The following is an 18,103-nucleotide window of genomic DNA, read 5'->3' as shown; positions in this document are numbered from 1 at the left end:
GTGAGGCCGGTCTGCTTCTGGTCAGAGCGTGTCGCGCAGGGGCAGGTGCGCACGGTCGGTGACGGTGCTGACCGCCGCGAGTGTGCCGAGTGCGGTGGCGACGGCATAGACGGCAGGGACATAGATGCCGAAATGCGGGATGAGCCAGGTCATCAGCAGCGGCGCGGTACCGCCGAACAGCGCCGAGGAGATGTTGTAGCCGAGCCCGTATGCGGAGTACCGGACCCGGGTCGGGAACAGTTCGACGATGAGGATGTGGATGACCGCGGTGTGCCCGGCGAAGATGACGGCCATGATGCAGGCGCCGAGCACCGCGAGTGCGAAGCTGCCGGTCGCGATGAGGGCATAGCAGGGGATGGCGCCGACGGCCATCGCGATTGCGGCACTGGCGATCACCTTTTTGCGGCCCAGCTTGTCCGACAGTGCGCCCATGAACGGAATCGCGATGCTGATCGCGACCAGACTGGCGGCGGTGACGATAAGTGCTGTGCCGGTGGAGAATCCGATCTTGTCGCCCTTGAGGAAGGTCGGCATGTAGGAGAACAGCACGTAGTAGCCGGAGCCGTTCATCAGCGGGATGAACAGGGCGAGCAGCATGGCCCTACGGTGTTCGGACGTCGCGAACGCTTCCTTCAGCGGATTGCGTGACAGGCCACCGGATTCTTTCAGCTTGCCGAAATTCGGGGTGTCGCTGATGGCACGGCGGATGTACCAGCCGATCAGACCCATCGGGATCGCGATGAGGAATGGAATCCGCCAGGCCCAGCTGCCGAATCCGCCGCCGTGGATGGCACTCGCGTTCAGCCACGGGGACATCGTGTAGGCGACGAGGGTGCCGGTGAGCAGGGCGAGGAAGGAGGCGATCTGGGCGTAGCTGGTGATCAGTCCGCGCTTGCCCTCGGGCGAATGTTCGGCGAGGAAGGTCATCGCACCGGCGGCCTCACCGCCGACCGAGAATCCCTGTGCCAACCGCAAGGCGACCAACAACACCGGTGCCGCGACGCCGATCGCCGCGTAGGTCGGCAAGATGCCGATTCCCGCCGTCGCGACGCTGATCAGCATGATGACGAAGACGAGCATCTTCTGGCGGCCGATCTTGTCGCCGAGGATGCCGCAGATCACCGCGCCCAGCGGACGCACGAAGAAAGAAATCGCGTATCCGGCGAAGACCAGCAGCAATGCGTCACTCGACTTGGAGACATCGAAGAACACGATGGCAAGGGCGGTTGCCATGAAGGCGAAGATGCCGTTGTCGTAGAGTTCGACGAAGATGCCGACGCAGCCGGCCAGTACGACCTTGCGGATCGAGCCGGACGGCGCCGCATGTGTTTGGTCGGTGGGCACGGACCCGGCCGGGGCCGGAGAGATCGTGTCGGTCATGGGTACTCCAGGTGACAAGTGTTGGTGTGGACGGGAATTCGGAGGCTGTCGTAGGCGTTCGCCACACGGGTGCGCAGTCGATCGATCGCGGTCTGTTGCGCGCGGTAGCGGCGCACCGCGTCGGGAATGCCGATGTGCCGGAATCGGACTCGCTGACCGGGCCGGGCTTGGCCCAATCGCGACAAGCCGGTTGCGGTGACGACCGCGAGCACCGGATAGCCCGCTGTCACGCCCCGGCCGCGGTGCAGGACGAGCAGTTCGTTTCCGGCGGGCACTTCGACGGCCCCGATCGGTACGCCCCGGGATAAGACCTCGGTCCGGCTCACTCGTTGTGGGACGGCCCCATCGGGACTCAGCCGGAGTCCGATGTGATTGCTGTTGTCGCCGACGACGAACGAGGTCTCGAACAGTCGCGTGGCGGTGCTGCCGAATTCGGCGATATCGGGTCCATCGGTTACGTCGACAGTCCAACTTCCGGTGCACGCGGGCCGCGCAATATCGAAGTGGAACAACGGAATTCGGAAATATGGGTGGTCGAGTAGCGGCCCGTCGACCTCGATGTCGACATTCGCACCCGCTGTCAGTTGTCGACCGAAACCGAGAACCGGATCCGGAGCGCAGCTGTCGAGCAGGTAGTTCGCGGAAATCGTCCCGTGCACCGCGATGTAGACCCGGAGACCGTCGCGGATGTCGCGAACGGTGAGTTCGGTGCCTGCCGCCCACATGAACGGTTCCCACTGGGCGCGGGTGACACCGTCGACGCATACGTCGGCGGGTGCACCGGTGATCGCGACGAGCAGATCGGTACTCGCGACCGCACCGAAGTCCAGCGCGACCAGCTCGAGCAGCGGCGCCGTGCGCGCACTGCCTACCAGAGCGTTGGCGACCTCGGCGCTGTACTGGTCGAGGGCGCCGCCGGTCAGCTGGCCGATCCGGGCGGCTCGGCGGCGACCCAGATCCTGGACGGTGGTGATCCCAGGGGTCGTCACGGTGATGGTCTCAGCCATGCAGCACCCCCTCGAACCGGGACCATTCGTGGGCCGCGATGGCATGGAACCGAAACGTATCGCCGGGCCGGAAGGCGGACAGCGGTTCGGTTGTCGGGTCGACCATGGTGCGCGGGGTTCGACCTATGACAGGCCATCCGCCGGGCGCGGGCCGTGCCGATACCACCGCCTGTCGACCGGCTACCGCCACGGCTCCGGCGGGTACAAGCGGGCGCGGGACGGCGCGCCGGGATACCGGACGGGGAAAGGCGGGACCGTCGAGCATCGGCGCGCCGCCCGGAGATCCGAAGCAGCGCATGGTGAGTGGTGCGGATCCGTGCACGCGGATCACCTCGGCCGGGAACAGCCCCAACTGGTCGGCAACATCGTCGAGATCCGGACCGTACTCGCCGCCGTAGACCACGGGGATATCGAAATGCCGGGCCGGGCGTTGTTCCGGCGCCACCGATTCCCGTACGAGATTCGCGAGCAGCAGTCGAATATCGTCGTGAGTGCTTGCCGCGCAGTCGAATTCGATGAGTACGGCGTCGTAGGTCGCAATGATGCCGGTAATCGCGAAGCGGTCCGCATCGGTGTCCAGGGCGGCCGCGACCGCGTGCACAGCTCGCCAGCATTCTTCTCGGTCGGCGCCCTGCGCGGTGACGCGCACGGCGGAATCACCGCAGTCCGCGACCTGGAATGCGGCCCCCGCTATGCCGGACATGGTTCGTTCTCCTGACCGGCACGAGCCGCGAGGATCTCGGGCAGCGGGACGATCCGCACACCTGCGGCAGTGAGCGCGGTCCGGATCGCCCGTGCATTGCGCACCGCGTCTCCGTTGTCGCCGTGCAAAAGCAGCGTGTGCGGCTGGACGGAAAGCATTGTGCCGTCGACGGATTCGATGAACTCCTCGGTCACCATGCGCACCGCGCGCCGGGCGAGGGCCGCAGGGTCGTGAATGACCGCACCCGGCTCGGATCGCGGAACGAGGGTGCCGTCGGCGCGATAAGCGCGGTCCACGATGCCGACGATGCCGACCCGAATCCCCTGTGCGCGAGCGTGGTCGGCGAGTTCGCCGTCTTGGGCGAGCACGATCAGGTTCTGATCGAACGACACGACGGCATCGACCACGGCCGCGGCGTAGTCGGCGCGGGTCGCCACCAGGTTGCCCAGTCGGCCGTGTGGTGCCACATGCGACACCGTGGTGCCGTGCGCGACGGCGAAGGCGTGCAGCGCGCCGAGTTGGTACAGGACATCGGTGCGCACCTCGTCGGCCGAGAGGTCCATGGCCCGGCGGCCGAAGCCGACAAGATCCGGGAAGCTGGGGTGCGCGCCGATACCGATGCCGCGGGCAACGCAGTGACGGACCGTGCGGTCCATGGTCTGCGGATCGCCCGCGTGGAAGCCGCAGGCGATATTGGCGGAGGTGAGGACGTCGAGCAGTGCGTCGTCATCGCCCATCGTCCACGCTCCGAAACTCTCACCGATATCGGCGACGAGATCGATCTGCCATGCCATGGATGCCTCCGCTGGGTGGGAAACTGCGAACACCGTATGAGTGAACGTGCGGTGTAAAAGGACGCTACGCAGGTTCGCCCTCGCGCGGGTAATACCGGTTTCGGGTGAGGCAATAACGAACCTCTATGGTGTCTGAACAGCGACTATGCGGCGGGCTCACAATAGCGGCCGGGAATTCGGTACCGCCGCGTTTCCGTAGGAGAACAATACGGAAATCATCGCGTGCGACGACGTTGCCGCGAGAAAGGTGGATCGACGACGTGGATACCCGACGCTTGTTTTCGTTCGTGCGCATCGTGGATGCCGGCAGCATCACCCGTGCGGCGGATATCCTGCACATCGCGCAGCCCGCGCTGAGCCAGCAGATGACTGCCCTGGAGGCGCAGTTCGGTCAGCAACTGCTGATCCGGCACAAACAAGGCGTCGAACCCACCGATGCGGGCCGGGCCCTGTACCGGCACGCGCAGATCATCCTGCGTCAGGTGCAGAGCGCACAGGCCGAGGTGAGTGTGGTCGGCCGTGAACTGGCGGGCGGTGTTTCCGTCGGGCTGGCGCCCTACAGCACGGTCAACGCGATTGCCCTGCCATTGCTGACCGCGGTGCGCGAGCGGTATCCGAGCATCCTGCTGCATATCAACGAGAACTTCGGCGGTGTACTCAGCGAGGCGATGATGACCGGCCGGATGGATATGGCGCTGCTGTACGACACCGGACCGATCAAGGGGGTGACCTTCGAGCCGCTACTCACCGAGGAACTGATGGTCGTCGCTCCGGCGGGGACCGGGCTGCCCGGTACGACCGGTTCCGCGGTCTCGATCGCGCAGCTGAAGGGTCTGCCGCTGCTGCTGCCCGGCCCGATGCACACGATCCGGAAGGTGGTGGAGCAGGCCTACGATCACGCGCTGGAACACGCGCATGTCGTCGGGGAGGTGGAGTCGGTCGCGCTGATGGCACAGGCCGTGCGAAATGGCTTGGGCGCCACCGTTTTACCGTTGTCGGTGGCCCGCCGGATCATGACCGTCGAAAACTTGGAACTGCGCCGCATCGAACCGGCGATCACGGTCCAGGTCTCGTTGGGCACCCCGACCAATCAACCGCTGTCCAAACCGGCGGAAGCCGTGCGCGAGATATTGCGTGCCGTCGTAGCCGACTACATCAGGAGCAGTGCGGGGCGCACGGCTCAATAGCCCCGTCGGATATCGATGGTCGCGAGCAGCGGCTGTCCGGCGGTGAACCGTTCGACATTCGTCGCGACGTGATCGGCGAGCACCGCGGTGAGGCCCGTCGCGGGATTGGCGACATGCGGGGTGACGATGGCATTGGGCAGTGCCCAGAGTGGATGGCCCGCCGGAAGTGGTTCGGGCTCGGTCACATCCAGGGCGGCGCCGCCGATCGATCCGTCCTCGAGTGCGCGTACCAGCGCATCGGTGTCGATGAGCGAGCCACGGGCTACGTTCACGATCCAAGCGGTCGATTTCATTCTCGCGAGAGCGTCCGCATCCACGAGGTGTGCGGTGTCCGGTGTCGCCGGTGCGGCGAGTACGAAATGATCTGCCCGCGACCAGATTTCGGTCGTCCGGTCCGCGGCGACCGTCTCGGCGGCGCCGGGCACCGCAGCGCCCGACCGGGTAACCGCCAATACCTGTGCACCGAATGCGCTGAGCAAGGGGATCATGGCGCGGCCGATGCCGCCACAGCCGACGATGGCCACGGTTGTGCCGTACAGCGTCCCGACCCGCGGGTCGAAATCCGTCTTGCGCCAGGATGTCGCGCGTACCTGTTCGGGAAGGACCCGTACACCGGCGAGCAGGAGCAGGACGCCGTGCTCGGCGACGTTGCGCGCGTACGCACCGGCTGCCGAGGTCCAGACGCGAGTCTCATCGATGATCCCGGCGGAGATCCAGGGTTCGACGCCGGCGGAGGGCAACTGCACCCAGCGCACTGCGTCGGGCAGCCGGTCGGGGAAGGCGGCCGGGCCCTGCGTCCACACCACCGCGTCCGCGTCGGCGAGTGGAACGAGAATGCCGCCGCCTCGCTCGATCGCCCTGGCGAGGGCGGGATCGGACTCGGGACCGAGGTGGATTCGGGGACGGCTGATATTCGGCACGGTTGCCTTTCGAGCTGGAAGTGGATCAGACGACGGCGGTCAAACCGCCGTCGACATACAGGATCTGGCCGTTGACGAAATCCGACGCGGGTGAGGCGAGGAACAGCAGCGCCCCGACCAATTCCTCGGTACGTCCCCAGCGCCCGGCCGGTGTGCGCCTGGTGAGCCAGGCGCTGAAATCGGCGTCGTTCACCAGCGCGGACGTCAACTCGGTATCGAAGTAGCCGGGCGCTATCGCATTGACCTGCAGTCCCAGTGGAGCCCAATCCGCGCACATGCCGCGGGTGAGCATTTTCAGCCCGCCCTTGCTCGCCGCATACGGTGCGATACCCGCCCGGCCCAATTCGCTTTGCACCGAACAGATATTGACGATCTTGCCGCGTCCGCGTTCGACCATCGCGCGGGCGAATTCGCGCCCCACACAGAAGGCGCTGAACAGATTGGTATCGAGCACGCGACGGAAATCGGCGTCGGAGAATTCGAGCAGCGGGCTGCGATGCTGGACTCCGGTGTTGTTCACGACGATATCGACCGGGCCGAGCTCGTTTTCGACCTGTCGCGCCGCGGCGGTCACCTGCGCGGAGTCCGTCGCATCGAACGCACAGATGTGGACCAGTGCGCCGGTCTTGTCTGCGATCTCGTCCCGGCTGCGGGCGAGTGCCGCGGCGTCACGGCCGTTGAGGACTACCGTCGCTCCCGCCTCGGCGAGCCCGGTTGCCAGTGCATATCCGATACCGCGGCTCGAGCCGGTGACGAGGGCGATCTTGCCCTCGATATCGAAACTCCGATGCGCGCTCACCGCGCCACCGCCCGGTCCCGCGCGAAATCGACCACCGACCGCGCGATCTCCTCCGGCCCCGCCCCGGCATCCAGTACGAGCCCGAACTCATCCGGCTCCAGCGCCTCCAGCAATGCGAGTTGCGAATCGAGCAGGACGGGCCGCATGAAATGCCCGCGCCGTGCCACCATCCGCGACCGAATCGTGGCGGGCGCACCGTCGAGGTGCACGAAAGCGACTGGCGCAGAGATACTTCGGAGCACATCCCGATACCGTCGTCGCAGCGCGGAACACGCGACCACACCGGCACTTCGCGTGCTCATCCAGTCGCGCACGGCCTCGAGCCATGGTGCCCGGTCCACGTCCGTCAGCGGGATACCCGCGGCCATCTTCGCGACATTCGACGGAGAATGCAGATCATCGGCATCCAGGAACTCACTGCCCACCATCCCGGCAACCTGCCGCCCGATCGTCGACTTCCCGCAACCCGTCACGCCCATCACCACAATGTGGGGTCGCCGATCGCCCATGAATATTCCCGTCCGCCGTTGTCCAGATACACAGATCGACCATGCCCGAACCCACCGCATCAGGGCAATGATCAGGCGATACCGGTTCCGGAGGACGTCATAACGAAAGGCGAGGGCTGAATGCAAACTCACGACTCGGATACCCAGCGACACAAAGTCACTGGCGATGTTCACCTCGTGCTGCGCTGCGGCAAGGAGGTCCTCTTCGGCCAACGCCAGAACACCGGCTTCGAGGACGGAGCCTGGCACCTGCCATCCGGTCATCTAGAAGCCGACGAATCGGTGGTGACTGCCGTCATCCGTGAGGCAAAGGAAGAAATCGGGATCACTCTCGAGCCGGAAGATGTCCAGTTTGCCCACATCATGCACAACTCGTCATCCGGTGGCCGGATGGCCTTCTTCTTCACCGTGGCGGATTGGCAGGGTGAGCCGGTCAACCTGGAGCTCCAGAAGTGCAGCGCACTGGAGTGGTTCACGCTGGATGCCTTGCCGGACCGCATGATCGACTACTGCCGCGTGGCCATAAAGCACATAGCGGACGGTTCGGCCTTTTCGGTCTACGGCTGGTAGCGAGTGGGTTTCAGAAAGAGCGAGTCTGCACCGCCATTTGGTCTACCATGCGGTAGCTGGCCGGTGGACGCTCGAAAGCGGCTGGATCCTTTTCAGGCTGCGTCAGTGTGGTGGCTGGTGAAATTCACTCGGGTGTCGTCGGCGTCGAGAGCGATGTTCAGTGTGGCGTCGAGGGCGTCGGCGAGTTTGGCGAGTAGAGGGAGGGTCGGCACGGTGTCAGAGCCTTCGATCCGCGAGATTTTAGCTTGGGTGAGGCCAGCACGTTCGGCGAGGTCGGCCTGGGTGAGTCCGAGTTCGGTCCGGCGGTCGTAGACGGCTTGGGCCAGTGCCATGGAGAGCCGGATTTCGCGGCGTGCATCGGTGACGTCGTCGGGTTCGGAGTCGCCCTCAGCGAGTTTGCGTTCCCGGAGGGTCTTCCAGCGTGCGTGGCTCATCGGTCCAGTTCTCCCTTCTCGATCATGCGGACGAATTCTTCGTGGGCGGGTTCGTGTTCGGCCTGGCAGGTCTGTTGCGCGAGCTTCGCACGTTTAACCTCGGCGTCTTCGCGCATCTTGGTTTTGCGGAACACTGTCAGTAGGACTGCGCGCCGTCCCGGTGCCAGCCAGTAGGTGATGCGAATCGCGGCACTGTCCAACGTTGGGCGCAACTCGCGAACTCCATCGCCGAGATATCGAGCGAATGGCTCTCCCAGAGTCTCTGCGCGCTCGGCGAGTAGGCCGACATACTCCTCGATTTTGAGGAAGTGCTTAGCTGGCAGCGACTGGGGAGCCAGGCTCGCACCTCTGGCTCGATCTCAATGGTGAACAGTTCACCCACGGCGACAACTGTATATGTCGTTGACGACATGCGGCAAGCGATCGTCGGGCTGGCGGGGACATCCGATAGTTTTTGGAGAAGACTTTCCCGTTCGCACCGACGGCCGTGAGGCCGTCGGTGGATCGAGGCTCGTTATCCGCAGTGGACTCCGAATTCTTCCCAGAGGTCGTCCTTGATGCGGCCGCCCCAGTCGATGCACTTGCCTTCGGCTTCGACCTTCGCGTACGCGTAGTCGGTGAAGGTGCGGTCGTCGTTTATGACCACCTGGGAGTGGTCCTTCGACTGCCGCACGGCTGCGCCCATCGAGATCGGCTCGCCCGGCTTGTCCCGCACGGTGACCACACAGTTGGTCCTACCGTTGTAGGTGAGAAAGACTGTGCCGCCCTTCAATTCGTGCGAGTCGATCACCTTGAAGCCTTCACCGCACTGGCCGTCATAGGTTGCTGCGGAGGCAGTGGCCGGGAGGAATACCGCCATCCCGGTAGTGATCCCGATTGCGGCCGCACACACGGCGATAGGCTTCTTGGCGTTGATCAAGGTTGAACCCTTTCCTCTTTCACGTGGCTAGCGTTCGACTTGTTACCCCGCACGTTCGGCGCCCAAACTCGAACACGATCGCTGCGGTCACGCGGAACCTACAGCGGCAGTTGATAACCGGGTATTTGCGGCCTTGCGGATCTGGGGCACCTTGCACCGCATCGGGACCCGATCGCGCCGAGATTCGATCGGGCCGTGCGGACCGGGAAGTCACACCCTGACTGCGACAGGTTCCGCGGTGATGGTGGGCTCGGAGAAGTCCGGGGTCCGGCGGGTCGGGATGGTTGCGGAGATCGCGGCACCGAGTACGGCGACACCGCAGCCGATCAGCAGAGCGACCCGGAATCCGTTTTCGGTCGGAATGGCGTGCCCGCCCATCGAGACGGTCATCTGGGCGAGTACCGCGCCGATCACGGCGGCCGCGGCCGAGGTGCCGACCGAGCGCATCAGGGTGTTGAAGCTGTTGGCGGCGGCGGTTTCCGATACCGGGACCGCGCCCATGATGAGGGCGGGCATGGCGCCGTAGGCGAAACCGGTTCCCGCACTGATGATCACGGTCACGGCCAGCATGCCCCAGGTGGAACCCATCAGTGCCACGGAGGCGGCATAGCCGAACGCGATGATCAGGCATCCGGTGACCAGGGTGAACTTGGGACCGCGGGCGGCGGAGAGCTTGGCGCCCACCGGCGAGATCAGCATCATGACGACACCCGCAGGCGCCATCCACAGACCCATCGCCATCATCGACTGGCCGAGGCCGTAACCGGTGGCGGTGGGCAGTTGCAGCAGTTGCGGCATGACCAGCGACTGGGAGTACATGGCGATGCCGACGACAACCGAGGCGGCATTGGTCAGCAGCACTTGCGGCCGTGCGGTCACGCGCAGATCGACCAGCGGCGCATCATTGCGCAGCTCCCACCAACCCCAGACCAACAGCAAGACCACGGCGGCGACGAACAAGCCGAGGATTCCGGCACTGGTCCAGCCCCATGCGGCGCCCTTCGAGATGGCGAGCAGCAGCGATACGAGTGCGCCGCCGAGGCCGATCGCCCCGAGTGCGTCGAAACGTCCGGCGGCGCCGCTGTTCGGGGTATCCGGGATGATCGCGAAGATCAGCACACCGACCAGCGCGGCAAGCGCGGCCGAGCCCCAGAACAGCACCCGCCAGTTGCTGTATTCGACAACGGCCGCGGACAGCGGCAGGCCCATGGCGGCGCCGATACCCAGCGACGAACTGATCAGTGCGATGGCCGCGCCCAACCGCTCCGGCGGCAGCAGATCACGCAGCGCGCTGATGCCCAGCGGAATAATACCGACACCGGCGCCCTGCAGGCCGCGGCCGATGATCATCGGCACGATCGAGGTCGCGACGGCGCAGACGAGTGAACCGGCGACCAGCGGCACGATCGAGGCGAGCAGGATCTTCCGCTTGCCGTAGAGGTCGCCGAGTCGTCCGGCGACCGGAGTGATCACGGCGCCGACGAGCAGGGTGATGGTGACCACCCAGGTGGCGTTGGACGAGGTGGTGTGCAGCAGCTGCGGCAGCTCACCGAGCAGCGGCATAACGAGTGTCGCCATCAACGAGGCGACGATGCCTGCGGTGGCCAGCACAGCGAGGACGCCGCCTGGCCGGGTAGCGGGGGCTGGAGTATTCACGCGCGTCTCCGAATCGGTCGAAATCAGGGGAAGTATGTTGAGCGCATGATATGTGCGCTATGCATACGATATGTCATATACATGCAATGTGCTAGGTGCACATGATGTGTGTGACGCACATCGCGTGGTATACCTGGTGCTACGGAATCCAGGCGCAGGTCGGCGCGGATCGGCAGAAGGACCCGAAATGGACAAAACCCTCGACAAGATCGAGTTCGAGACCATGCTGTTCGGCCGGTACAGCCTTGCCTCCCGGCAACTCGGCGGGCGTCGGCTCGATCGCAACACGTATACGTTGCTCAATCGGCTGCGGGTGGCAGGCCCGATGACGCTCGGGCAGCTGAGCGAGGCGGTGGGTCAGGATGTGTCGACGTTGAACCGGCGGACCGCGGCCATGGTGCGCGACGATGTAGTGGAACGCATCCCGGATCCGGATGGCGGCATGGCCCGCAAATTCCGCATTACCGCCGAAGGCGAACGGCAACTCGACCGCGAACGTGACGAATCGCTGCAAACCTTGGCGACGATCCTCGCGGACTGGTCACCGCAGGACGCGGCCGCCTTCGCCGATTACCTCCAGCGTTTCAATATCGATATCGAGCGCTATCTCGGCCGTCCCTGGCCGCGCCCGTAGTCGTCAGATCGCGGTGCCGATGTCCCGGGTGACCAGGTGGTCGAGGGCTCGCTCCGCGACGGCGGCGATCGTCATCGACGGATTGCAGGCCGCGGCATTACCCGGCAGGAGCGCGCCGTCGACCACATAGAGACCGCGCTGTCCGAGGACCCGGCCGTCGAGATCGCAGACCGATCCCATGCTCGCGCCACCGAGGGCATGCCAGGTGGACGGGAACAGCGCGTTGGTGTCCACCAAAATGCTTGTCGGACCGGCGATTCGGCGCACGGTCGGATCGATGTGATTGTTCTGGATGCTCGCGTCGCCGTTCTTCGGCCACTGCAGGATCGCGTCGTCGGTCGCCGAATCGTAAACGAACCGGCCGCGGTCCGCGCTGACGCCGTATCCGACCAGCATGGTGCTCTTCGGGTCCATCTGCATCGGCGGGATGGAGGCCTGGATGACGGTGAACGCGGCCTGCGGGTCGTCCCAGTTCTTACTCCCGTAGACGACGGGACCGCCCTGTGCCGCACCGAAATCGGAGATGGGGTCGGTCCATACGTAGATCCGGTCGGCATTGGTGCCCCACTGCTGGCCCAGCCCATCGGGCAGGTCCGGAATCTTCCCCTTCGCCCCGGCGCGCACCAGCAGCTTGGTGGTGTTCAGGCTGCCCGCCGACAGCACCAGGGCATTGGCGGTGATGATCTTGTTTTCCAGGACATTGCCGGAGGTGTCGAGCCGCTCGACGTACACGACCCAGCGGCCGTCGGGGCCGCGTTCGACGTCGGTGACCTGGTGCAGCGTCTGCACCTCTACCCGTCCGGTCGCCTCGGCCGCGGCGATGTAGGTGACATCGACCGAATGCTTACCGCCGTTGTTCACGCCCATCGCGCCGTCGCCGTTGGTGTACGACGGCTTCATTTCACCGCGCAGCTCGGCTAGTGCGTAGTTCCAGTCGATGGGCATCGGAATCTTCGACAGCGGCAGTCCGGCCTGGCGCACATGATCACCGAATACGCGTGCGGCCGTGTAGTTCCGGTCCGCGATCAACTCGTCGGGTGCCACCGCGAGCCCGAGCATGCGCGCCACCCTCGGGTAATGAACCCGATCCATGGTCGTCCAGTCGAGTTCCTCGGGCAGATTCGCGTCGAAGACCGGCTGGGTGGGCTGTAGCGACATGCCCTGGTAGATCAGCGAGCCGCCGCCGAGGCCCGCGGCGCACAGGGCGGTCATATTCGTTCCGGGCACCGCCTCGACCAGGCCGGTATACGGTTCGAAAACCAGTGGTGCACCGAATAGTGTCGGGCTGGACCGGTACCAGAGCACCCGCTTGTCCAGGGCCGATGCGCGCGGGAAGGTCTCCGCATTCGGCCCGGTCGGCCAGCGCATCCCGCGTTCGAGCAGCAGCACCGGCACGCCCGCCTGGGCCAAGCGCAGCGCGGTCACGCCGCCGCCGAATCCGGATCCGACCACCACGACCCGGCGTTCCTCGCGGGTGAGCGGGACGCTGTTGACCCGTGCGGCGATGCCTTGCGTCGGGCTGGTGGTTCGTGAGCCGAGTATGGCGACGCCAGCCGCCGCGGTTGCGGTCAACAGGGTCCGGCGGGTGATCACCGACATGCACGTCCTCACTCACATCCGGACTGTGTTGTCCGGTTTGCTCGACAGTTTGCTGGAGACTGTCGGTCGAGTCAAGCGGTAGCGTTGGGTGGATGACAGCGTCGCGCCGACCGAACCCGGGACCCAAAGCAGCGGCTGGAAACCGGGCGGCTCTGATTCGCGCGGCTCGAACTGTATTCGCGGAGAACGGTTTCGACGCACCGCTGAGTTTGATCGCGCGCGCCGCAGGTGTCGGACAGGGTGTGCTGTACCGGCATTTTCCGACCAGGGAGAGCATGGCGCTGGCGGTATTCGAGGAGAATATCGTCGAGTTGGAAGTGCTTGCCGCCGACCCCGCGACCACGGTCGGGGACGTGCTGGCCCTCATCGTCGATCAGCTGAACGCGTCCGCGGCCTTTATCGCCATGATCTATCCGTCGAACACCGAGGACGAGCAGTTGCTCGGCGCAGCATGGCGGCTCCTCGGCCTCATCGCCCAGAAACTCGACGACCCGCGTCAACGCGGCGATATTCGCGCCGATGTCACGGCAATGGACGTCGTATTAGCGGTGGCGATGCTGGCCGCCGTGCTGGCGAAGACGGACCCGAAATCCAGGCAGGCCACCTCCCGGCAGGCGTGGGCGATATTGGAGCGTGGGCTGCGCGCGTGATCTGCGGGTACGGTCTCTAGCATGAGCAAGGCGATAGTTGAGCTGTCTCATCCGATCTCGGACGGCATGCTCACCTATCCCGGTCTACCTGGACCGCGAGTCACCACACACATCGCACGTGACCGGTCGGCGCTGATCGATATGACCTACGAAATCGCGCGCGTGGATACCGTCGGCAATGCGGGGACATATATCGACGCGCCCTCGCACTTCCATGCCGACGGCGCAGATATCGCCGAGCTGCCGCTGGAACGGCTGTTCAACGTGCCGATCGTAATGATCCGCGCGATGGGAATCCGCGTAGTCGGGCCGGATGTGCTCGGCGACCCGGCCCGGCTGTGGGGCAAGGCGGTGCTCGTGCACACCGGATGGTCGGCGCGATGGGGTTCATCCGAATATCGAGGCCCCGGTCATCCGTTCCTGGTCGGCGAGGTCGCCGATGCACTGGTCGCCGCCAATGTGGCACTGGTCGGCATCGACTCGCTCGACATCGACGACACGTCCCTGCCGACGCGGCCGTGCCACCACACGCTGCTCGGGGCGGGAATCCCGATCATCGAGCAGCTGACGAACCTGGACGCGGTCCCCGGCACCGGTGCCAGGCTGGTCGCACTCCCGGCGCCGGTGCGTGGGATGGGCTCGTTTCCGCTGCGCGCGGTCGCCTGGACCGATTCGTCAGTATTTGGGTGAGGTCGGCGGCCGGTACGCCGGATCGACCAAGCGCATGCCCGCGATGTCATCGCGATTGTGCCACTGCGGCAAGGCTTTCCAGCGATGATGGAGGCGCTCGAGTGCGTCGATATCGAGTTGGACGCCGAGGCCGGGTGCGTCGGGGACGGTGACGGCGCCCTCTTCGAAGCCGATCGGTTCGGCGATCACATCCTCGGGCTGCCATGGGTAATGGGTGTCGCAGGCGTAGGTCAACTCGGGGACGGTGGCGGCCACGTGGGTCATTGCCGCGAGGCTGATTCCGAGGTGGGTATTGGAGTGCATCGAGACGCCCTTGCCGTACGCGTGGCAGACGGCGGCCAGGTCGCGGGTGGCGAACAGTCCACCCCAGAAGTGATGGTCGGACAGCACGATCTGGACGGCATCGAGATCGAAAGCGGGACGGACTTCTTCGATCGAGGTGACGATCATATTGGTGGCCAACGGCATTCCGGTGCGGCGGTGCACTTCGGCCATATCCTCGCGGCGGGCGGTCGGGTCTTCCAGGTATTCGACGACACCCGAAAGTTGTTCGGCGACAGTCGTTGCGCTGCTCAGCGACCAACCGCCGTTGGGATCCAGCCGCAGCGGATGATCCGGAAATGCCTTGGCCAATGCCTCGATCGCGGCGACTTCCTCCTCGGGCGGGAATACGCCGCCCTTGAGTTTGAACGAGCGGAATCCGCCATGGGCGGCGAACTTCTCGGCCAAACGGACGACACCGTCGGGATCGATGACCTCGCCCCAGTCGTCGGTCGGCGCGCCGGGGAACGGATGGTCGGCCCACTTGTAGAACAGGTAGCCGGAATAGTCGACCCGGTCGCGGACCTTGCCGCCGAGCAAGGCGTGTACAGGTAGGCCGAGTTCGCGACCGTGGGCGTCGAGTGCGGCGGATTCGAAGGCCGATATCACGCTGAGCCGGACCTTGTCGGTGGTGAGGATGCCGCGCAGTCCGCCCGCGATCGGGTTGTCGATCAGCACCTCCCCGGTGGTGTTCGCGCCGAGCAGGCGGATGGCGTTGACCGCGGCGACGGGCATGCCGATCAGCTGTGGGGCGAGATCGGCCGCGCGATCGAGGTAGACGCGGTCGCCATAGGTTTCGCCGAGACCGCAAGCGCCGCTGTCGGTTTCGATCTCGACGATCAGGCGCGGCGTATACGGCTGGTGCACGCCACCGACATTGAGCAAGGGAGCGTCGGCGATGAGGATCGGGGTCAGTCGGACATCGGTGATAACGGGGGACATATCAGTCTCGCTTTCCGTCGACGCGGCGCGGCAGCCGCCACGGGTTGGCCTCGCGCAGGGCGGGTGGGAGCAGTTCGTCCGGGAAGCCCTGCCAGGCGATCGGCCGCAGGAAGCGGGCGATGGCGGCGGTTCCCACCGACGTGGTTGTCGGGGCAGTGGTGGCCGGATATGGGCCGCCGTGCTGTTGGGCCCAGCTGACGGTGACGCCGGTGGGCCAGTCGTTCCACAGCAGTCGGCCCGCGAGAGCGGTGAGGGCGGGCAGGAGGTGGCGCACGTCGTCGATCTCGGAGTCCTCCGCAACGATCGTCGCGGTGAGTCCGGGTTCGAGTTCGCGCAGAACCTGTTGCAACTCGATGAGATTCGCATATTCGACGACAAGCGCCGCCGGGCCGAAGCATTCCGCCTGCAGGGCCGCACCGCCTGACCGGAAATCGGTGGCGCGCACGCTCAGCAAGGTCGGCGCGAGCAGATCGTCGGGCGCCGAAAGGGCAGTGACTGCGGAATTTTCGCGCAGGGTGGTGACGCGCGATCGGAAGCCGTTGGCGATGTGCTCGTTGAGTAGCGGCCTTTGTGGCACAGCCGCTACCGCGGTGGTCAGCGCGTCGGTGAGTCCGTGCTCCGATGGCAACAGCAGCACACCGGGTTTGGTGCAGAACTGTCCGGCACCGAGGGTGAACGATCCGACGAAACCCTCGACGATCTGTTGTCCGCGCGCGCGGATCGCGCCGGGCAGTACCACTACCGGATTGACGCTGCCGAGTTCGCCGTAGAACGGGATCGGGCGCGGTCGTGACGATGCGATATCGAACAATGCGCGGCCACCCGCCAGGGAACCGGTGAACGATGCGGCGGCGATATCCGGATGGCGCAGAGCGGTAGTGCCCGCTTCGACGCCGTGGATGACCGCGAAGGTGCCTTCCGGTGCCCCGGCCGCTGTCAGCGCTTCGTGGACGATCGCGCCGGTCCGTTCGGACAGCCGTGGGTGGCCGGGATGTGCTTTGAGGACAACGGGACAGCCCGCGGCCAGTGCCGAGGCGGTATCGCCGCCCGCGACGCTGAACGCGAACGGGAAGTTGCTCGCGGCGAAAACGAGTGTCGGGCCGATCGGCACGAGGCTGCGCCGGATATCGGGTCGCGGTCCCATCGGCCAGCTCGGATCGGCATGATCCACGGTGGCGGCGAGGAATTCGCCATCGCCGAGCACTTCGGCGAACAGTCGCAGCTGAAAGGTGGTGCGGGTCAATTCGCCACGCAGGCGCGGCGTTTCGGGCAGATGGGTCTCGGCCGCGGCGAGCGGTACGAGTTCATCGGCGGGGGCATCGACGGCGTCGGCGATCCGGGTGAGCCACCGCGCGCGTTCGGTGGGTGTGGTGTCGGCGAGGCGGCCTGCGGCATCGGTCGCGGCGGCAATGATCCGCTCGAGTTCGTCGAGGTCGGTGTCCATGAAATCCTCCCGAAGGTTGTGGCTGTTCATGCGATCGTGGCGACCAGTGCGGTCAGTTCGGCGAGCTCGGGCGCGGTGAGATCGGTCAGGGGCGGCCGCACCGGCCCGGCCGGGTGACCGATTGCGGTCAGTCCGGCCTTGACGATCGACACCGCATAACCGGGAGCGCGGTCACGGATATCGAGATAGGGGATGACGAAGTCGCGCAACCGCCGGTAGACCTCGTCGTGGTCACGGGCCCGCACGGCGCGGTAGAAGTCGAGCGCGAACTCCGGCACGAAGTTGAAGATCGCGGAAGAGTATGTGGTGACACCCATTTCGGAATAGGGCAGGGCGAAGGTCTCCGCGGTCGGCAGCCCGCCGATGTAGGTGAGCCGGTCGCCGAGCCTGGCATAGATGCGCGTCATAGTCTCGATGTTGCCGACACCGTCCTTGAACCCGATCAGGTTCGGGCAGCGCTCGGCCATCCTGGCCAAGGTCACGTCATTGCATGTGGCGTTGGCGCGGCTGTAGAAGATGACGCCGAGCGAGGTGGCGGCGCAGATGGCCGCGACATGTTCGACAAGCCCGTCCGGTCCGGCCTCGGTGAGATACGGCGGCATGAGCAGAATGCCTTCGGCCCCAGCGGCTTCGGCGGAGCGGGCCTGTTCGATCGCCGCGGCAGTGCCCGCGGTGGCCGGTGCGACAACTGGGATCCGTCCGCCGGTTTCGGCGACCGCGGCGCGCACCACCTGATCGATTTCGGGTGGCGTCAGCGAGAAACCCTCACCCGTACCGCCCGCGGCGAACAGGCCCGCCACCTCGTATTGGGCGAGCCAGGCAATGTGCTTTCGATAGGCGGCCTCGTCGAAGACCAACTCGGCATCGAAATGCGTGACGGGGAAGGACAGTAGCCCGCGGCCCAGTGCCGGGCCCAACTCGTCGGCGGACAGATGGGACATATGG

The 18,103-nt window shown here is 65.6% G+C and carries 20 protein-coding genes; 5 read left to right on the top strand and 15 right to left on the bottom strand.

The features are described 5' to 3' along the window. Window positions 1-21 precede the first annotated feature (21 nt). The 4 genes from ACQPZ2_RS27090 to ACQPZ2_RS27075 are packed head-to-tail and all read right to left on the bottom strand — an operon-like array spanning window position 22 to window position 3,884. Window positions 22-1,380, bottom strand: a complete 1,359-nt coding sequence (locus tag ACQPZ2_RS27090) for an MFS transporter (protein ID WP_433521032.1) — start codon at window positions 1,378-1,380, stop codon at window positions 22-24. Then, window positions 1,377-2,387 carry a biotin-dependent carboxyltransferase family protein gene (locus tag ACQPZ2_RS27085; protein ID WP_433521031.1) on the bottom strand — a complete coding sequence of 337 codons (1,011 nt, stop codon included), beginning with the start codon at window positions 2,385-2,387 and terminating at the stop codon, window positions 1,377-1,379. Before ACQPZ2_RS27085 ends, ACQPZ2_RS27090 begins: the two co-directional genes overlap by 4 nt. Beyond that, on the bottom strand, window positions 2,380-3,090 hold the full coding sequence (locus tag ACQPZ2_RS27080; RefSeq protein WP_433521030.1) for a 5-oxoprolinase subunit B family protein: 711 nt from the start codon (window positions 3,088-3,090) through the stop codon (window positions 2,380-2,382). Before ACQPZ2_RS27080 ends, ACQPZ2_RS27085 begins: the two co-directional genes overlap by 8 nt. Beyond that, on the bottom strand, window positions 3,078-3,884 hold the full coding sequence (locus tag ACQPZ2_RS27075; RefSeq protein ID WP_433521029.1) for a LamB/YcsF family protein: 807 nt from the start codon (window positions 3,882-3,884) through the stop codon (window positions 3,078-3,080). Before ACQPZ2_RS27075 ends, ACQPZ2_RS27080 begins: the two co-directional genes overlap by 13 nt. 275 nt (window positions 3,885-4,159) lie before the next feature. On the opposite strand from ACQPZ2_RS27075, the gene nac reads away from it, so the two are divergent. Continuing rightward, the gene (nac, locus tag ACQPZ2_RS27070; protein WP_433527534.1) at window positions 4,160-5,071 is read left to right on the top strand and encodes a nitrogen assimilation transcriptional regulator NAC; all 912 of its coding nucleotides are present in this window, start codon (window positions 4,160-4,162) and stop codon (window positions 5,069-5,071) included. Here nac and ACQPZ2_RS27065 read toward each other — a convergent pair. The 3 genes from ACQPZ2_RS27065 to ACQPZ2_RS27055 are packed head-to-tail and all read right to left on the bottom strand — an operon-like array spanning window position 5,065 to window position 7,269. Continuing rightward, window positions 5,065-5,991, bottom strand: coding sequence for a D-isomer specific 2-hydroxyacid dehydrogenase family protein (locus ACQPZ2_RS27065; RefSeq protein WP_433521028.1), 927 nt, complete (start codon window positions 5,989-5,991; stop codon window positions 5,065-5,067). The genes nac and ACQPZ2_RS27065 overlap by 7 nt on opposite strands. A gap of 25 nt (window positions 5,992-6,016) precedes the next feature. After that, window positions 6,017-6,790, bottom strand: a complete 774-nt coding sequence (locus ACQPZ2_RS27060) for an SDR family oxidoreductase (protein WP_433521027.1) — start codon at window positions 6,788-6,790, stop codon at window positions 6,017-6,019. Next, window positions 6,787-7,269: a gluconokinase gene (locus ACQPZ2_RS27055; protein WP_433521026.1), complete on the bottom strand. Its 483-nt coding sequence runs from the start codon at window positions 7,267-7,269 to the stop codon at window positions 6,787-6,789. The genes ACQPZ2_RS27060 and ACQPZ2_RS27055 overlap by 4 nt, the downstream gene beginning before the upstream one ends. Window positions 7,270-7,419: 150 nt before the next feature. Between ACQPZ2_RS27055 and ACQPZ2_RS27050 the strand changes: the two genes are divergently transcribed. Continuing rightward, the gene (locus ACQPZ2_RS27050) at window positions 7,420-7,869 is read left to right on the top strand and encodes an NUDIX hydrolase (RefSeq protein WP_433521025.1); all 450 of its coding nucleotides are present in this window, start codon (window positions 7,420-7,422) and stop codon (window positions 7,867-7,869) included. A 92-nt stretch (window positions 7,870-7,961) separates the two neighbouring features. Here the strand turns inward: ACQPZ2_RS27050 and ACQPZ2_RS27045 are convergent, their stop codons facing one another. The 4 genes from ACQPZ2_RS27045 to ACQPZ2_RS27030 all read right to left on the bottom strand — a co-directional run bounded on the left by ACQPZ2_RS27045 (window position 7,962) and on the right by ACQPZ2_RS27030 (window position 10,878). Continuing rightward, complete coding sequence (locus ACQPZ2_RS27045; RefSeq protein ID WP_387287686.1) at window positions 7,962-8,303, bottom strand: helix-turn-helix domain-containing protein; 342 nt, start codon at window positions 8,301-8,303, stop codon at window positions 7,962-7,964. Further along, on the bottom strand, window positions 8,300-8,602 hold the full coding sequence (locus tag ACQPZ2_RS27040; protein WP_433527533.1) for a type II toxin-antitoxin system RelE/ParE family toxin: 303 nt from the start codon (window positions 8,600-8,602) through the stop codon (window positions 8,300-8,302). Before ACQPZ2_RS27040 ends, ACQPZ2_RS27045 begins: the two co-directional genes overlap by 4 nt. 215 nt (window positions 8,603-8,817) lie before the next feature. After that, window positions 8,818-9,222 carry a hypothetical protein gene (locus ACQPZ2_RS27035; RefSeq protein ID WP_433521024.1) on the bottom strand — a complete coding sequence of 135 codons (405 nt, stop codon included), beginning with the start codon at window positions 9,220-9,222 and terminating at the stop codon, window positions 8,818-8,820. A gap of 210 nt (window positions 9,223-9,432) precedes the next feature. Then, window positions 9,433-10,878, bottom strand: a complete 1,446-nt coding sequence (locus ACQPZ2_RS27030) for an MFS transporter (protein WP_433521023.1) — start codon at window positions 10,876-10,878, stop codon at window positions 9,433-9,435. A gap of 187 nt (window positions 10,879-11,065) precedes the next feature. Between ACQPZ2_RS27030 and ACQPZ2_RS27025 the strand changes: the two genes are divergently transcribed. After that, window positions 11,066-11,512: a winged helix-turn-helix transcriptional regulator gene (locus ACQPZ2_RS27025; RefSeq protein ID WP_063038203.1), complete on the top strand. Its 447-nt coding sequence runs from the start codon at window positions 11,066-11,068 to the stop codon at window positions 11,510-11,512. Window positions 11,513-11,515: 3 nt separating this feature from the next. On the opposite strand, the gene ACQPZ2_RS27020 is transcribed toward ACQPZ2_RS27025, so the two are convergent. Next, entirely contained in the window at window positions 11,516-13,111 is a 1,596-nt protein-coding gene (locus ACQPZ2_RS27020) for a GMC oxidoreductase (protein WP_433521022.1), read from the bottom strand. Window positions 13,112-13,203: 92 nt separating this feature from the next. On the opposite strand from ACQPZ2_RS27020, the gene ACQPZ2_RS27015 reads away from it, so the two are divergent. Further along, a complete protein-coding gene (locus ACQPZ2_RS27015; RefSeq protein ID WP_433521021.1) occupies window positions 13,204-13,761 on the top strand; it encodes a TetR family transcriptional regulator in 558 nt (185 codons plus the stop codon). 21 nt (window positions 13,762-13,782) lie between these two features. Beyond that, the gene (locus ACQPZ2_RS27010; RefSeq protein WP_433521020.1) at window positions 13,783-14,451 is read left to right on the top strand and encodes a cyclase family protein; all 669 of its coding nucleotides are present in this window, start codon (window positions 13,783-13,785) and stop codon (window positions 14,449-14,451) included. Here the strand turns inward: ACQPZ2_RS27010 and ACQPZ2_RS27005 are convergent. Genes ACQPZ2_RS27005 through kdgD form a run of 3 tightly spaced genes read right to left on the bottom strand, consistent with a single transcriptional unit; the run spans window position 14,437 to window position 18,099 of the window. Further along, on the bottom strand, window positions 14,437-15,714 hold the full coding sequence (locus ACQPZ2_RS27005) for a glucarate dehydratase family protein (protein ID WP_433521019.1): 1,278 nt from the start codon (window positions 15,712-15,714) through the stop codon (window positions 14,437-14,439). The genes ACQPZ2_RS27010 and ACQPZ2_RS27005 overlap by 15 nt on opposite strands. A gap of 1 nt (window position 15,715) precedes the next feature. Next, window positions 15,716-17,158 (bottom strand): aldehyde dehydrogenase (NADP(+)), encoded by a 1,443-nt coding sequence (locus tag ACQPZ2_RS27000; protein ID WP_433521018.1) that lies wholly within the window; start codon window positions 17,156-17,158, stop codon window positions 15,716-15,718. 26 nt (window positions 17,159-17,184) lie between these two features. Further along, window positions 17,185-18,099, bottom strand: a complete 915-nt coding sequence (gene kdgD, locus ACQPZ2_RS26995; protein ID WP_433521017.1) for a 5-dehydro-4-deoxyglucarate dehydratase — start codon at window positions 18,097-18,099, stop codon at window positions 17,185-17,187. Window positions 18,100-18,103: the final 4 nt, after the last annotated feature.

Origin of the sequence: Nocardia pseudovaccinii (genome assembly GCF_050942345.1) — a bacterium.
Lineage (GTDB): Bacteria > Actinomycetota > Actinomycetes > Mycobacteriales > Mycobacteriaceae > Nocardia > Nocardia pseudovaccinii.
Note: the sequence above shows the minus strand (reverse complement) of the source record. Positions and strands in the feature narration are given on the sequence as shown.

What these genes read in the sequence shown, in the direction of transcription:
- ACQPZ2_RS27090 (WP_433521032.1), bottom strand. Translation starts at nt 1,380, where the DNA reads ATGACCGACACGATCTCTCCGGCCCCGGCCGGGTCCGTGCCCACCGAC.
- ACQPZ2_RS27085 (WP_433521031.1), bottom strand. Translation starts at nt 2,387, where the DNA reads ATGGCTGAGACCATCACCGTGACGACCCCTGGGATCACCACCGTCCAG.
- ACQPZ2_RS27080 (WP_433521030.1), bottom strand. Translation starts at nt 3,090, where the DNA reads ATGTCCGGCATAGCGGGGGCCGCATTCCAGGTCGCGGACTGCGGTGAT.
- ACQPZ2_RS27075 (WP_433521029.1), bottom strand. Translation starts at nt 3,884, where the DNA reads ATGGCATGGCAGATCGATCTCGTCGCCGATATCGGTGAGAGTTTCGGA.
- ACQPZ2_RS27055 (WP_433521026.1), bottom strand. Translation starts at nt 7,269, where the DNA reads ATGGGCGTGACGGGTTGCGGGAAGTCGACGATCGGGCGGCAGGTTGCC.
- ACQPZ2_RS27050 (WP_433521025.1), top strand. Translation starts at nt 7,420, where the DNA reads ATGCAAACTCACGACTCGGATACCCAGCGACACAAAGTCACTGGCGAT.
- ACQPZ2_RS27045 (WP_387287686.1), bottom strand. Translation starts at nt 8,303, where the DNA reads ATGAGCCACGCACGCTGGAAGACCCTCCGGGAACGCAAACTCGCTGAG.
- ACQPZ2_RS27025 (WP_063038203.1), top strand. Translation starts at nt 11,066, where the DNA reads ATGGACAAAACCCTCGACAAGATCGAGTTCGAGACCATGCTGTTCGGC.
- ACQPZ2_RS27020 (WP_433521022.1), bottom strand. Translation starts at nt 13,111, where the DNA reads ATGTCGGTGATCACCCGCCGGACCCTGTTGACCGCAACCGCGGCGGCT.
- ACQPZ2_RS27015 (WP_433521021.1), top strand. Translation starts at nt 13,204, where the DNA reads ATGACAGCGTCGCGCCGACCGAACCCGGGACCCAAAGCAGCGGCTGGA.
- ACQPZ2_RS27010 (WP_433521020.1), top strand. Translation starts at nt 13,783, where the DNA reads ATGAGCAAGGCGATAGTTGAGCTGTCTCATCCGATCTCGGACGGCATG.
- ACQPZ2_RS27005 (WP_433521019.1), bottom strand. Translation starts at nt 15,714, where the DNA reads ATGTCCCCCGTTATCACCGATGTCCGACTGACCCCGATCCTCATCGCC.
- ACQPZ2_RS27000 (WP_433521018.1), bottom strand. Translation starts at nt 17,158, where the DNA reads ATGGACACCGACCTCGACGAACTCGAGCGGATCATTGCCGCCGCGACC.
- kdgD (WP_433521017.1), bottom strand. Translation starts at nt 18,099, where the DNA reads ATGTCCCATCTGTCCGCCGACGAGTTGGGCCCGGCACTGGGCCGCGGG.